This is a genomic window from Vibrio jasicida CAIM 1864 = LMG 25398, from assembly GCF_000400365.1.
Lineage (GTDB): Bacteria > Pseudomonadota > Gammaproteobacteria > Enterobacterales > Vibrionaceae > Vibrio > Vibrio jasicida.
This window is the reverse complement of the sequence record NZ_BAOG01000142.1, coordinates 26,373-40,900: the sequence shown is the minus strand read 5'-3', so window position 1 is coordinate 40,900 and position 14,528 is coordinate 26,373. Positions and strand designations below refer to the sequence as shown.

Genomic DNA, 14,528 nt, shown 5'->3' with positions numbered 1-14,528 from the left:
TCGGATTGCCCGCGATAGCCCATCCAGTCTCGGTTTGCCACCAGTGGTCAATGACCGGCTTATCTGCTTTGCTTTCGACCCATTCTAGTGTTGGTGGGTCAAGACGTTCACCTGCCATGAAAATAGAATCAAGGTTCGACAAGTCGTATTGCTTAATGAACTCGCCTTCTGGGTCTTCTTTCTTAATTGCACGAAAAGCGGTCGGCGCGGAGAAAAGCACATCCACTTTGTATTCATCACAAACGCGCCAGAATGCACCCGGATCTGGTGTTCTCACCGGTTTGCCTTCAAATAAAATGGTGGTGCAGCCATGAATAAGCGGCGCGTACACAATATAAGAATGTCCAACGACCCACCCTACATCCGATGCTGCCCAGAACACACCATCTTGAGGGATGTTATAAATCGACGTCATCGAATATTTCATCGCCACGGCATGACCACCATTGTCACGTACCACGCCTTTAGGTTTCCCTGTTGTGCCAGAGGTATACAGAATATAAAGAGGATCTGTCGCTAGCACAGGGACACACGCATGAGGCAAAGCTTGATCGTATTCTTGTTGCCAATCTAAATCACGCTCAAGATTAAGCTCCGCTTCGCACTGTGGGCGTTGAAGAACAAAAACTTTCTCTGGCTTCCAACGGCTGTCCATAATGGCTTTATCAACCATTGGTTTGTATGGAATTATCTTATTGATTTCGATGCCACAAGACGCCGTCATGATGACTTTGGGTTCTGCATCTTCAATTCGAACAGCAAGCTCATTCGGGGCAAAACCGCCAAACACCACTGAGTGAATCGCGCCTAATCGAGCACACGCCAGCATCGCCATTGCTGCTTCTGGGATCATCGGCATGTAGATGACCACACGATCGCCTTTGGTTACGCCTTGGTTAGAAAGCATGCCCGCGATTTTTGCTACTTGGTCGCGCAAATCTTGATAGCTGTAAGTTTGTTTTTGACCCGTCACTGGCGAATCATAAATCAGTGCGGTTTTATCGCCTCTTCCTTGCTCGCAATGATAATCCAATGCGAGCCATGACGTGTTCAATACGCCATCAGGAAACCAACGTTCAATCCCATGTTCGTCAGCTTGTAAGATGGTATTTGGCGCTTCAAACCAATCGATGTTTTCAGCTTGAGCACGCCAAAAGTTTTCCGGTTCATTTTGTGCCCAAAGGTATTCTTTTTGATATGCAGACATATTGCTTCCTCCAGTATGTCCTGACATTGCTTTTCTTAAGTATCACTACCATGCAATTGTGTTATTCAAAGACATTGGAGGGAACACGCACAAAGCCCTCCATCAGTATTCTCGCGCTGCGGCTCATGATGGCTTTCTCAACCACCCAACCTTGTTCTGTTTGTTTGGCTTTTGCCCCCACCTTAAGCGTTCCTGATGGATGCCCAAACGTCACAGATTCTTTCTCTCCGCCACCAGCGGCCAAGTTGACTAGAGTACCCGGGATGCATGCCGCCGAGGCAATGGCGACCGCTGCGGTTCCCATCATGGCGTGGTGAAGTTTGCCTATAGATAAAGCTCGGACAAGAATATCGACCTCATCTGCTTCTACGGCTTTACCACTTGACGATAAATAGGATTTAGGCTGGGAAGCAAACGCAATCTTAGGCGTGTGTTGACGCGTCTGAGCCTCTTCCAGCGAATCAATAAGCCCCATTTTTAGCGCGCCATGAGCACGAATGGACTCAAACCTCGCGAGCGCAAATTCATCGTTATTGATGTCATCTTGAAGCTCAGTGCCTTGGTAGCCAAGTGCTTCTGCATCAATGAAGATCGTCGGTATACCAGCGTTGATGAAGGTGGCGTTGAACGTCCCAACATCCGGTATGACCAAATCGTCTACTAGACTGCCGGTTGGAAACATGCTGCCTTCGCCATCAGCAGGGTCGACAAAATCAACTCGGATTTCTGCCGCTGGGAACGTCACTCCATCAAGCTCAAACGCCCCTGTTTCTTGAACGAAACCATTTACGATTGGCACATGAATCAATATAGTTTTACTAATATTTGCCTGCCATACACGAACGGTAACGATGCCGTTTTGAGGAATACGATCTTGGTCGATCAACCCTGCATGAATAGCGAAGGGACCGACTGCAGCAGAAAGGTTGCCACAGTTACCACTCCAATCGACAAACGGCTTATCTATCGATACTTGCCCGAACAGGTAATCAACGTCATGATCGGCTCGCTCACTACGCGACACAATCACAGTTTTACTGGTGCTGGAAGTCGCGCCGCCCATGCCATCAATTTGTTTGGCATACGGGTCTGGGCTACCAATCACACGAAGTAGCAGCTTGTCTCTTGCCTTACCTGCAGATTGCGCTGGCTGTGGCAAATCTTCAAGGTTGAAGAAAACACCTTTGCTCGTACCGCCGCGCATGTAAGTCGCCGGGACTTTGATTTGGCTTTGCATCTTGCTATCCATATCTTACTCCGTTATTGCGCTATCTATTGCGAGAGGAAATCTTGAGCAAAGCGCTGTAACACACCACCCGCTTTGTACACGTGAACTTCATCTTCGGTATCGAGTCGACAAGTCACTGGCACATCAACCTTGTCGCCATTCGCACGAGTAATCACCAACGCCAAATCCGCACCAGGAGTGATATCGCCGATAACGTCATAACGCTCAGTGCCATCTAATTCGAGTGTCTTTCGGTTCACGCTATCTTTAAATTGCAGAGGAAGTACGCCCATGCCAACTAAGTTGGTACGGTGAATACGCTCAAACCCTTCAGCGACAATGGCTTCTACACCCGCCAAGCGAACGCCTTTCGCCGCCCAATCTCGCGACGATCCTTGACCATAATCCGCACCTGCGACCACGATAAGCGGCTGCTTGCGATTCATGTAAGTCTCTATCGCTTCCCACATGCGTGTCACTTTGCCTTCAGGTTCGACTCTAGTTAACGATCCTTGCACGACTTCGCCATTTTCCTTGACCATTTCGTTGAACAGTTTCGGGTTAGCGAAAGTGGCGCGCTGCGCGGTTAAGTGATCGCCTCGGTGAGTCGCGTATGAGTTAAAGTCTTCTTCTGGCACGCCCATCTTCGCGAGGTATTCGCCTGCGGCGCTGCTTGCCAAAATTGCGTTCGATGGCGACAAATGGTCGGTCGTAATGTTATCGCCTAAAACGGCGAGAGGACGCATTGAAGATAGAGTTCGCTCACCAGCCAATGCTCCATCCCCCTCTTTTTGCCAGTAAGGAGGTCTTCGTATATACGTACTCATCGGGCGCCAATCGTAGAGCGGGTTCGGGTTACGAGCCTCATCATTCAGTTTGAACATTTGAATGTAGACTTGATTAAATTGCTCTGGCTTAACGTACTCACCCACCACGGCATCAATTTCTTCATCCGTTGGCCACAAATCGTTGAGATAAACCGGCTTGCCGTTTTTGTCTGTGCCTAAAGAATCACGTTCGATATCAAAGCGAATCGTACCGGCTAACGCGTATGCAACGACCAAAGGTGGCGATGCTAAAAATGCTTGTTTTGCATAAGGATGAATTCGACCATCAAAGTTTCGGTTCCCAGAAAGTACCGCCGTTGAATACAGATCTCGGTCGATGATTTCTTGTTGGATTTTCGGGTCAAGCGCACCACTCATGCCGTTACAGGTTGTACATGCATAGGCGACGATACCAAAACCAAGCTTCTCTAATTCAGGGAGTAATCCAGACTCTTCAAGGTAAAGTCGAGCCACTTTAGAACCTGGAGCAAATGAAGACTTCACCCAAGGTTTGCGCACCAAGCCAAGCTCATTCGCTTTCTTAGCAACCAGACCCGCTGCGACAACGTTTCTTGGGTTACTGGTGTTGGTACAAGAAGTGATCGCTGCGATGATCACCGCGCCATCTGGAAGTTCACCTTCTTTCTCTTGCCATTTGCCAGAAATACCACGCTCAGCAAGTTCCGAGGTAGGTAAACGACGATGAGGATTTGATGGACCTGCCAAATTGCGTCCGACTTGGGACAAATCAAACTCAAGCACGCGTTCGTAAACAGCAGTGTCTAAATCATCCGCCCATAGACCGGTTTGCTTGGCGTACTTCTCGACCAAGTCGACCTGTTGTTCGTCACGCCCCGTCAGTTTGAGGTAATTAATGGTCTGCTCGTCAATGTAGAACATCCCAGCGGTTGCGCCATATTCTGGCGTCATGTTTGAGATGGTCGCGCGGTCGCCAATGGTGAGGTCTCGCGCCCCTTCACCAAAGAATTCTAAATATGATGAAACCACGCGTTCATTTCGCAGAAACTCAGTAATCGCTAGTACGATATCGGTGGCGGTAATACCCGGTTGGCGCTTACCTGTGAGCTTCACGCCAACAATGTCTGGCAAACGCATCATCGAAGGGCGACCAAGCATAACCGTCTCCGCCTCCAAACCGCCGACACCAATCGCAATAACGCCAAGTGAATCAACGTGAGGAGTGTGACTGTCCGTACCGACACAGGTATCGGGATAAGCAATGCCTTGCTTGGCTTGCACAACCGGAGACATCTTCTCCAAGTTGATTTGGTGCATGATGCCGTTACCCGCAGGAATAACACTGACGTTCTCAAACGCCGTTTTACACCATTCAATAAAATGAAATCGGTCTTCGTTTCTGCGCTCTTCTATCGCGCGGTTTTTCTCAAACGCCTCAGGATCAAAGCCTGCGTGTTCGACTGCCAGTGAATGGTCAACGATCAATTGCGTTTCAACCACAGGGTTTACTTTCGCTGGGTCACCGCCTTGTTCGGCAATCGCATCACGCAGACCAGCAAGGTCGACCAATGCGGTTTGTCCAAGAATGTCATGACAAACCACACGCGCCGGATACCAAGGAAAATCGAGGTCACGCTTGCGTTCGATCAACTGCTTTAAGCTATCAGTGAGCGTACTTGGATCGCAGCGACGAACCAACTGCTCTGCTAAAACGCGTGAGGTGTATGGGAGCTTTTCATAGGCTCCAGGAGAAATATCGTTAACTGCTTCTCGGGTGTCAAAATAATCGAGTTGGGTTCCCGGTAGCGGTTTACGATATTGAGTATTTATATTTGTGGTGATGCTCATGGGCTTGCTTCCGCTTTAGTGTACACCTTGTGCCTGAACGCACCGCGATACTGTTTTTGAAATGGATTCGCGGTGAAAGAAACGCCCCTTGTGAATGCCATGCAAGACAAAACTCACAAAGAGGCGTCACGCGCTAGCGTTGTTCGATTGGCACCCAGTCTTGATGATCCGGTCCGGTATAATCCGCACTTGGACGAATGATTCGGTTGTTCGCACGTTGTTCATACACGTGCGCCGCCCAACCTGTCAGTCGGCTCATCACAAAGATTGGCGTAAACAATTTGGTTGGAATATCCATGAAGTGGTAAGCCGAAGCATGGAAAAAATCGGCGTTACAAAATAGACCTTTCTCACGCTTCATGACGGATTCCACGCGCTCAGAAACCGCGTAAAGATGCGTGTCACCTACCTCTTTCGATAATGCTTCTGACCAACGCTTGATCAGTGCATTACGAGGGTCTCTTTCGCGATAAATCGCATGACCAAAGCCCATAATTTTGTCTTTTTTCTCAAGCATCTGCAGAATATTGGCTTCTGCTTCATCTGGCGTTTGCCAATCTTGAATCATTTCCATCGCTGCTTCGTTTGCACCGCCATGAAGTGGGCCACGCAGCGTACCGATAGCAGCCGTGATGCAAGAATGAAGATCAGAAAGCGTAGAAGCACATACGCGCGCCGCAAATGTTGAGGCATTAAACTCATGCTCTGCATAAAGAATCAAAGAACAGTGCATCACCTTTTTGTGCGTTTCACTTGGTGCTTTATCGGTAAGCAGTTTCAGGAAGTAGCCGCCAATGCAGTCTTCGCTGTTATCGTGAGTTTTGATTCTCACACCATCGTGGCTGAAGCGATACCAGTAACAGATGATCGCAGGGAAAAGCGCCAGCATTCGCTCAGTAGCATGAAGCTGTTGCTCAAAGTCCATTTCCTGTTCTAAGTTACCCAGCATAGAACAACCTGTGCGCATAACATCCATCGGGTGAGCATCAGCAGGGATCAGCTCTAACGCTTGCTTAAGCTCCGCTGGTAAGCCACGCAGGCTCAGTAGATGTGTCTTGTAGGCGTCTAGCTCTTGTTGATTAGGTAAGTGACCGCGTAACAGCAAATGCGCCACTTCTTCAAATTGAGCATGATTTGCCAAGTCCGTAATATCGTAACCACGATACGTTAGACCTGTCCCCGTTTTACCGACAGTGCATAAAGCTGTGCTTCCAGCGCTTTGACCGCGTAGACCGGCGCCACCTATCTCAGCTTTCTTTTCTACAGAATGAGGCATTGTTGAACTCCTTTTCTGTCTGATTTGGCTCTCTAAATGGGCTCTTTTGAATCAGACAATTTTCACGTTATTGGATTAGAGATTCTTTTCTTGGGCTTCCGTTTATTTCTTCGTTTACCTTATTTACCCTCCGAAAACAGCTTGTCTAACTTATTCTCGTAGTCGTGGTAATTAAGGTGCTCATACAGCTCTTTTCGTGTCTGCATTGAATCAAGCAACGCTTCTTGGTTGCCAACTTCTAGCAAGTGTTTGTAAACGATCTCGGCAGCTTTGTTCATTGCACGGAATGCACTCAGTGGGTACAAAACCATGTCCACTTTGGATTTCGCTAACTCTTCACAGCCGTATAGTGGCGTTTGTCCAAACTCAGTAATGTTGGCAAGAATTGGCACGTGCTTCCCTGTCGCGTCTTCGAGCGCTGCCGAGAACTGTTGATATTGGTCGAGCTGATTCATGGCCTCTGGGAAGATCATGTCTGCGCCCGCTTCCACACATGCAATCGCACGTTCAATCGCACTGTCCATGCCTTCAACCGCCAACGCATCAGTACGAGCCATAATGACAAAGCTCTCGTCATTACGTGCATCCACCGCCGCTTTTACTCGGTCGACCATTTCTTGTTGGCTAACAATCGCTTTGTTCGGACGATGGCCACAACGCTTCTGCGCCACTTGGTCTTCCATGTGCACTGCCGCCGCACCCGCTTTTTCCATCGCTTTGATAGTGCGTGCGATGTTAAAAGCTCCACCAAAGCCGGTATCGATATCAACCAGTAACGGCAAATCACACGCGTTGCTGATGCGGTCTACATCCACCAAAACATCGTTCAATGTTGTAATACCAAGATCTGGCAAACCGTAAGATGCATTGGCGATGCCGCCACCCGACAAATAGATAGCTTGGTGACCCAAGTTTTTCGCCATCATGGCGCAGTATGGGTTAATGGTGCCGACGATCTGCAGTGGGTTGTTTTGCTCAATGGCGAGTCTGAACTTCGCCCCCGGAGATAAGCTCATGACAATTTCCTTCTAGTCTTGTTCTCTATCTTTACTTTCAGAATGTAAAATCTGTAATTCGATAAGTTTTCGGCTGCCTGAGATGTGCCTTCTCATCAGCATTTCTGCCAGCTCTTCATCACGGTTGCGAATCGCTTGCAGAATGAATTTGTGTTCGTTGAGTGCTTCGTTAGGACGAGATTGCGCACGTGGTGATTGGTAACGATACATGCGCAACAAGTGGTACAACTCGTCGCAAAGCAGAGAGATAAGCTTGCTGTTTCGGCTCGCTTGAATGATTCGATAATGGAAGTCGAAGTCACCATGCTGGTGGAAGTAAGACGATCCTTCGACTTCATCAATATGTTTGGAATGTGTCGACAATAGCATTTCCAAACTCAGTAGCTCTTCTTGAGTGATATAGCGAGCCGCTAGCCTTGCCGCCATGCCCTCTAATGCTTCACGGACGGAATACAATTCGATGAGTTTTTCTGGAGAGAAAGTGATCACACGAGCGCCAACATGCGGAATGCGCTCAATCAACCCAAGCCCTTCTAGGCGCATCATGGCTTCACGCAAAGGACCTCTACTCACCTGATATTTCTTGGCTAATTCAGGCTCTGAGATTTTACTGCCCGGTTCAATTTCACCACTCACAATCGCTTCCACTAACGATTCGGTCAGCGATTCAGATTTAGTGTGCTCCTTCTCAGAGACAATCACTTTATGACGAGTTTTCAATTCTGTATTCATATTCAAGGCACTCGTATTTAGAAATCAAAGTGTCAACAATTTGTTAACTTGAATATAAAATAGACGATCAGATTGTCGACAATCAAGCAAATTGTCGACAATTTAGACTAAGGTATAGTGTTATTGAGTGATTTATGAGTGGAAAAACATTCAGTTTGATAAGAGCAAGCTGAAATTGTCGACAATAAAAACCCAATAAATTCAGTAATTAAAAAGAATTTGGGAGCACAACAGCTCCCTACTTGGGTTTAATTTGCTAACGAACGGTCGGATTTGCCTAGTTGACCAGCTTGTAGGTTAAGTCTTTTTCATCCAACAAACCGGATTCAACGAGGTTTCTCTCTAACATCATATCTTGCAGTTGTTTCAGCGAATTGATGTTGCCGTAACTACGGCGGATCTGGTCAAACGCTTCTTCTAGTTGCGGTAAGTTTTGTGCATTCATCTGATCAGTCGTTGCTTCAGAAGCCGCTAAGAACCACTCCACATCTTTAGTGATCTCTTGCACTTGAATCAGGCTTTCACGCAATTTCGCTTGGTAGTGCTCCACCTCTTTGATGGCAGAAAAGAACTCCGTCCAAGCTTGCATGTTATCGATAGCCGATGTGGAAGACATGGTGGTTTTGTTGAGTTTCACACGGGATTCATTGATCGCCTCTTTCAGCTTGAATAAACGCAAACTGAGCTCATCAGAACGCTTTGGTAACAACTTCACCTCGTACTTCACTAGCTTACGAATCGCATGAATGTGTTCATCACGCTTACGCGCAGAAAGCGCCAAGAACTCGTGATCGACTTTTCCTACCGCGTTGGTTTTAAGTTGCTTGCGAGCAGATTCAATTTTTTTGTTAAGAAGAGATTTAACCCCTTTCTTTGAGCCTTCTTCCCACGCTTTGCGAGAAGCGGCTTTTAGCGCGGCACCACCTGCAACTTCCAAAAGGGCAGCCCCCTCTTTCGAGCCGGGAAATGGAATCATCCCGATACCAGTCCTTACCCCTTTTTGCGCAATATCCATCGCGACCATTTTCTTATCACGTTTTACCCAGTTCTTTGCAGATTGGTATTTATTACCGAATTTCCTCGCCCAACTTTTGTGATATGACTTACTGTCCTTTTCTACATTTTGCAAAAATTCTTTCGCCATCTTTTTTGCATTTTGACTCGCCATAAAGAACTCCTTTTCTTTTAATAAATCGAATAGCGAATAAGATCTAATACTGCTATTTTTTGAGTAATTTGATTAATAATAGTATTTATATTTCAAATTTTTATTATTGAAAAGTTCAAGCATAAGGATATGCAATGGCTGATAAATACAGCAGTTCGGCTAGTTTGATGTCTGCAAAAGACTCAAGTAATCAAGAACATATCATAAGTAATGCAACAATAAAGCAAGCCTTATCAGAGCCTTTTGAAATCAAAGCAATGCTGGTATCCAGTGGCTTTGACATGCAAGATCAACTAGGTCAGTTCCTTACTATAAACCGTTATTTCAACGAATCTGGCAGCAATACACTCAATCGTTCCTACAATGGAGTTGTGACATTGATCCAACATTTAGGAATGGATTCTAATTTGCAGAATCACCAATACGAAATAACGCTTAAACCTTGGTTTTGGTTATTAACACACACACATTCTTTCCGGGTTTATCAAAATCAATCCACACAAGAAATTGTCAGTGATATTTTCGATAACGCTGGTTTCAAAGGAAACTATAAAATATCCAGCATGCCTTCGACCAAGCGTGAATATTGTTTGCAATATAACGAATCGGATTTTGACTTCGTTTCTCGTCTGCTCGCTGAGGAAGGCGTTCATTATTATTTTGAGCATGCGAGTGGTTCACACACTATGATTTTGCAAGATGCTCAAACTCCATTTGATAGAGCCAGCACTGCAAAATTTGATATGAAGGAAACGCCGACAGGCTCACTTCCTTTGCTTGAAGATTGGTGCCCTACCGTTGCCTTTCATGGCGCGAGTGTCGAGCTATCAAGCTACGATTATTCGCAGACGAAACTCATCACCAGCGGCAGTAAAACCTCCAGCAATACCATTGCCAACAACACTAAACTTGCCAACACGCGTTACCCGACTTTGGGTATCAGTGGTGACATGACGGATCTCTCAAGCAATCTTGCCAAACGTCGAATCGAGTATGTTGAGCAGGATTACCAAAGTGTCATTGCCAGCGCAAAACATGATCTCTTCGAGCTCGGTTCTTACTTCTCGCTCTCAAGCCATCTAGACAAAGAGCAACTTGGTGACTTTTCGGTCATCAGTATGGAAGTGGAATACACTGAAAGTGCACAGAGCAGCACCAGAGTGAAAGTGATTCCAAAAGATACTCCTCACTACCCTCAACCTCGCTCAAAACAAGCAGTTCAGGGTTTACAGAGCGCAGTCGTTGCTGGCTCAACTGCTGGTGATATTAATCAGGATGAACAAGGTCGTGTGCGTATTCAGTTCCAATGGGATACAGACGCAAGTGGCGACAAAACCAGTTGCTATGTTCGTGTCGCACAAATGCTTGCGGGAAGTGGTTACGGTGCCCAGTTTGTGCCGCGTGCCGGGCAAGAAGTTCTGGTCTCTTTCATCGACGGCGATCCAGATAGACCAATCATCACAGGCAGCGTTTACAACAGCAAAAGTGCACCGCCATACGCAGAAGCCAATACAACAAAGTCTGGCATCAAAACTCAACTTTCTGGACAGAGTAACGAGCTCTACTTCGATGATAAAAAAGACAATGAACTGCTTTACCTTCATGCAGCCAAAGACCTGACGCAAGAAGTTGAAAACAACCAAACCGAAACCATCAAGGGCGAATTGAGCCAGACGGTCACCAAAGCGGTATCAGTGTCGACAGAAGACAACTACTCGCTGAGCGTAACCGAAGCATTAAGCGAAAAAGCCAAGTCGATTTCGATCGAGGCTGACGATTCTATCGAGCTCAAAGTTGGCTCAAGCAAAATAACCCTGTCCTCATCATCCATTGCCATTGAAGCAACCAATATCGACGTCAAAGCCAGCAGCGCGCTGAATTTGGAAGGGACCAACGTCACCAGCAAAGCCACTTCAGCCAACAAGGTTTCAGGCACCACAACGGCGCTTGAAGCAACCAGTTCAAATAGCATTTCTGGCCTGAGTATTTCCATCAAAGCGGACACAACGCTCTCTGCTGAAGGCTCTTTGAGTGCGGAGTTTAAATCAGGCCTCAAAGCGACATTCGATGGCGGCGTAATGGGTGAAGTGAAAGGCGCAATTGTAAAGGTTAACTAATGAAATATAAGAAGATTCCATACCAAACGGCAGAGCAAATACTACCGAGATTCAAAGCCAGTGACGAGGCTAAAGCGCTACTCAACGAAGAAACCAGCATCAACGATGCAATTCAATCACTTACAGACAAAGAGCTCTACAACGATCTCGTTCAGTTTTTGACGCACGCTCTACCCGTCCGGGAGGCAATCTGGTGGGGAGCGTTGTGTTTAAATCAACGCAATGAGGAATGGTCACCCCTTCAAAAACAAAGTGTCGAAACTTGCATGGCTTGGGTGCGGTCACCCTCCGAAGAATTGCGCCGCAAAGCCGAACATCTTTCTCATCGATTGGAACTGAATTGTGGGCCATCTTGGCTTGCTCAAGCGGTATTTTGGAATGGTTCTGGCAGCATCGTTGCACCAGATATTCCACCCGTTATGCCTGATCCATTTTTGTACGCGAAAGCGACTGCGGGAGCGATCAATCACGCAGCCGCCCTTCCCGAATGGGACAAAACTAAACCTTACTATCAAGCCGCAATCGCGATGGCTCTGAATATTGCTGCGGGCGGTCAAGGCACTTCAGATAGCCAATCATAAACTGCAGTACAAGGAGAAGTACGATGACATTACCTGCTGCTCGTATCACTGACATGCATGTATGCCCGATGCAGACACCAGCAACTCCACCAATTCCTCATGTGGGTGGTCCGGTCACCGGTCCTGGAGCTCCAACCGTACTGATCGGTAGCTTACCTGCTGCCACAGTGAGTGATGTTTGTGTTTGCGTTGGAACCCCGGATTCTATCGCGATGGGAAGCACGACCGTGCTATTAAGCAATAAGCCTGCAGCCCGAATGGGAGACACGACTTCACATGGTGGCAGTATTGTCGCCGGTATGCCCACAGTCCTTATAGGGGGATAAAACCTCTTTATAAATCAGGGCATTATATTGATAGACACATTCCTCCGACCAATTTTTTGGATCAACCTCTTAGTTTTTATTAAATAGTTAATTTTTATCGGCTATTTCAGAAAACTCTCACTAGACTGAAGTTTACAAACTATGAAACCAGAGTAACGGATTTACTTCTGGCTTAATAAAATAACAATTCATGGATTGAATATGGTTAATATTGATAGTCTTTTGGCTCCGATCACAGATGGCTCGCCAAGTGGTGTCTATCTGAAGCTTGATAGAAGTGCCTATCGAGCACTTAGAAACAGTTACAATGCCGCGCAATCATCGTTTCGCCAATTGGTTGAAACTCCTGATGCATCCAGTGATCAAGCACTGCTTGAAAGCAATGATGACAACTGGGCACAGTTGCGTACCGCGACATACCACGCCCTCACCCAGTCGAGCAAAGACTTGGAGCTGCTCGGTTGGTATATCACCAGTCAGTTGTTCACCGACGCTCCCTATCGAAATCTTGCCGACGCAACGCAAGTGCTTCTAAGCACCGTGGAGCAGTTTTGGGATTCGCTCAATCCGTTCCTTCCTGAAGACAAATTAAAAAGCGCAGAAGAGTCTGGCATCGCTAGAGAACGGGCCGAGTTCCGGATGAAACCTCTGCTACAACTTGTCGGCGAAACTCACGATACCACTGCCCTGTATATGCCTTTGCAGTTAATCCGCTTGATTGACGATGTCACCTTTGGCGATTACCTACGCGCAGAGCGCAACGGTTCGCTTGGCGAAATCAAAACTAAAGCGCAAAACCTATTCAACGCTGACACGCAAGACAACTTAATGGATTTGGCGCAAACCTATCAAAGTCTTGATGCTATAGAACAAGCCATCGCTCAACAGTGCCAGCCCGTTAATGCAACTCCTGTAAGTTTTAAATTCATAAAAGAAAACATCGCGGAACTGATTAACGCGATCCGTTATCTCACTGAAGACAAGTTTTCTAAATGGCCGCTGGATGATCAATTTAGATTGATTGCCGAAGAAGCTCAGGCTCCCCCCGTCGTATCAAACTCTCCTGAAACAACCTATCAGGCAACTGAAAATGCAGAAGTTGCACCAACCTCATCAGACCCAGACGCAGAACAAATTACGACGACACCGTTGCTAGAGCCGATTCCTTCAAATGAAGCACACCAGCCAGCAGCACCCACTGCGATGAATATCGCAGGTCAGATCCAAAATCGCGACCACGCTTTTCATGAACTTAGAAAGCTCGCCGATTACTTCAAACAAACCGAACCACACAGCCCTGTTCCGTTCTTATTAGAGCGTGCGATTCGATGGGGTTATCTAAGCTTGCCAGAACTACTCCAAGAAATGACAGGCGGCAACAGCCAAGTTCTGAGTCATATCAATCAACTCACCGGGATGGACAACTTAGAACAAACCATTCTGAAGACAATTCCTGAACCACAATCAGTGCCAGAGCCGATTCCAACCGTTTCTGTGCCTGAGGTTCAAAACACCTCTAATGAGGAGTCTCAAAGTGCAACGTCAATTGAACCTACAACGTCAGAGCAAAGCGACACTCCTAATACAACCAACCAACCAGAAGTAAAAACTACTCAATCGTCGAGCGGTATTACCGATTTCGAGTGGTGAAGCAAAAAATGCTAATAAGCAAAGGAGAACCAAATGGCTTCTATTTACATGAGAATTGATGGCACTACACCAAAAGGTGCTGCAACGGTAGATAAGATCGGTGGCAAGGATGGATTTTTTGCTATTGATACAGTGAACTGGAGTGCCGTTCGTGGCGTTGGCATCGACGTCGGTAATGCGAACAACGCAGACCAAGGCATGGTAGCGCTAGGTGAAGTGAACATCACTCGTGGCTGTGATGGTGCAACGCCATACTTAACGACTTTCCTTTACGCACCAGGTGGTGAAGGTAAAACTATCGAGATCGTGATGACTAAGCCAAACCGTGAAGGTTCTGGTGCGGATCCATACCTAATCCTGACACTAAGCGCAGCACGTATGTCGAGCTACAACATGGGCGCGTCGGATGGTCACCTGCCAAATGAATCATTCAGCCTGACATACACCGAGATTTCGAAAGCGTACTACATCGAAGGCGAAGGCGGCAAAATCGAGAAAGGTCCTGAAGTGGGCTTTGACGCAACGACAGCGAAAGTTACTTCGACAGCTTCTTAATGGAATAAGGAGATACCA

The 14,528-nt window shown here is 46.9% G+C and carries 12 protein-coding genes; 5 read left to right on the top strand and 7 right to left on the bottom strand.

Going from position 1 to position 14,528, the window contains the following annotated elements; translation table 11 throughout:
- The 7 genes from VJL_RS25075 to VJL_RS25045 form a co-directional block, all read right to left on the bottom strand.
- Positions 1-1,207, bottom strand: a 1,207-nt coding sequence (locus VJL_RS25075) for an AMP-binding protein (RefSeq protein WP_038882053.1), incomplete at its 3' end; no start/stop codon positions are given.
- A gap of 61 nt (positions 1,208-1,268) precedes the next feature.
- Entirely contained in the window at positions 1,269-2,456 is a 1,188-nt protein-coding gene (gene prpF / locus VJL_RS25070) for a 2-methylaconitate cis-trans isomerase PrpF (protein ID WP_038882052.1), read from the bottom strand.
- Between the two features lie 23 nt (positions 2,457-2,479).
- Positions 2,480-5,089 carry a Fe/S-dependent 2-methylisocitrate dehydratase AcnD gene (gene acnD / locus VJL_RS25065; RefSeq protein WP_038882051.1) on the bottom strand — a complete coding sequence of 870 codons (2,610 nt, stop codon included), beginning with the start codon at positions 5,087-5,089 and terminating at the stop codon, positions 2,480-2,482.
- 133 nt (positions 5,090-5,222) lie between these two features.
- Positions 5,223-6,365, bottom strand: coding sequence for a bifunctional 2-methylcitrate synthase/citrate synthase (gene prpC / locus VJL_RS25060; protein WP_038882050.1), 1,143 nt, complete (start codon positions 6,363-6,365; stop codon positions 5,223-5,225).
- Positions 6,366-6,484: 119 nt separating this feature from the next.
- Positions 6,485-7,381 carry a methylisocitrate lyase gene (gene prpB / locus VJL_RS25055; protein ID WP_038882048.1) on the bottom strand — a complete coding sequence of 299 codons (897 nt, stop codon included), beginning with the start codon at positions 7,379-7,381 and terminating at the stop codon, positions 6,485-6,487.
- A gap of 12 nt (positions 7,382-7,393) precedes the next feature.
- A complete protein-coding gene (locus VJL_RS25050) occupies positions 7,394-8,113 on the bottom strand; it encodes a GntR family transcriptional regulator (RefSeq protein ID WP_009696948.1) in 720 nt (239 codons plus the stop codon).
- Between the two features lie 277 nt (positions 8,114-8,390).
- Positions 8,391-9,281: a hypothetical protein gene (locus VJL_RS25045; RefSeq protein WP_038882045.1), complete on the bottom strand. Its 891-nt coding sequence runs from the start codon at positions 9,279-9,281 to the stop codon at positions 8,391-8,393.
- A 134-nt stretch (positions 9,282-9,415) separates the two neighbouring features.
- Between VJL_RS25045 and VJL_RS25040 the strand changes: the two genes are divergently transcribed.
- The 5 genes from VJL_RS25040 to VJL_RS25020 all read left to right on the top strand — a co-directional run bounded on the left by VJL_RS25040 (position 9,416) and on the right by VJL_RS25020 (position 14,510).
- A complete protein-coding gene (locus VJL_RS25040) occupies positions 9,416-11,398 on the top strand; it encodes a type VI secretion system Vgr family protein (RefSeq protein WP_038882042.1) in 1,983 nt (660 codons plus the stop codon).
- A complete protein-coding gene (locus VJL_RS25035; protein ID WP_038882040.1) occupies positions 11,398-11,979 on the top strand; it encodes a DUF6931 family protein in 582 nt (193 codons plus the stop codon). The genes VJL_RS25040 and VJL_RS25035 overlap by 1 nt, the downstream gene beginning before the upstream one ends.
- 23 nt (positions 11,980-12,002) lie before the next feature.
- Entirely contained in the window at positions 12,003-12,305 is a 303-nt protein-coding gene (locus VJL_RS25030) for a PAAR domain-containing protein (protein ID WP_005426629.1), read from the top strand.
- Between the two features lie 201 nt (positions 12,306-12,506).
- A complete protein-coding gene (locus tag VJL_RS25025) occupies positions 12,507-13,955 on the top strand; it encodes a type VI secretion system ImpA family N-terminal domain-containing protein (protein WP_038882038.1) in 1,449 nt (482 codons plus the stop codon).
- Positions 13,956-13,988: 33 nt separating this feature from the next.
- Entirely contained in the window at positions 13,989-14,510 is a 522-nt protein-coding gene (locus VJL_RS25020) for an Hcp family type VI secretion system effector (protein WP_005443647.1), read from the top strand.
- The last annotated feature ends 18 nt before the right edge of the window (positions 14,511-14,528 follow it).

Bases quoted from the DNA above. Each gene is read 5' to 3' on its own strand.
- VJL_RS25025 (WP_038882038.1), top strand. From the start codon at position 12,507: ATGGTTAATATTGATAGTCTTTTGGCTCCGATCACAGATGGCTCGCCA.
- VJL_RS25040 (WP_038882042.1), top strand. From the start codon at position 9,416: ATGGCTGATAAATACAGCAGTTCGGCTAGTTTGATGTCTGCAAAAGAC.
- VJL_RS25045 (WP_038882045.1), bottom strand. From the start codon at position 9,281: ATGGCGAGTCAAAATGCAAAAAAGATGGCGAAAGAATTTTTGCAAAAT.
- prpB (WP_038882048.1), bottom strand. From the start codon at position 7,381: ATGAGCTTATCTCCGGGGGCGAAGTTCAGACTCGCCATTGAGCAAAAC.
- VJL_RS25050 (WP_009696948.1), bottom strand. From the start codon at position 8,113: ATGAATACAGAATTGAAAACTCGTCATAAAGTGATTGTCTCTGAGAAG.
- prpC (WP_038882050.1), bottom strand. From the start codon at position 6,365: ATGCCTCATTCTGTAGAAAAGAAAGCTGAGATAGGTGGCGCCGGTCTA.
- VJL_RS25030 (WP_005426629.1), top strand. From the start codon at position 12,003: ATGACATTACCTGCTGCTCGTATCACTGACATGCATGTATGCCCGATG.
- prpF (WP_038882052.1), bottom strand. From the start codon at position 2,456: ATGGATAGCAAGATGCAAAGCCAAATCAAAGTCCCGGCGACTTACATG.
- acnD (WP_038882051.1), bottom strand. From the start codon at position 5,089: ATGAGCATCACCACAAATATAAATACTCAATATCGTAAACCGCTACCG.
- VJL_RS25035 (WP_038882040.1), top strand. From the start codon at position 11,398: ATGAAATATAAGAAGATTCCATACCAAACGGCAGAGCAAATACTACCG.
- VJL_RS25020 (WP_005443647.1), top strand. From the start codon at position 13,989: ATGGCTTCTATTTACATGAGAATTGATGGCACTACACCAAAAGGTGCT.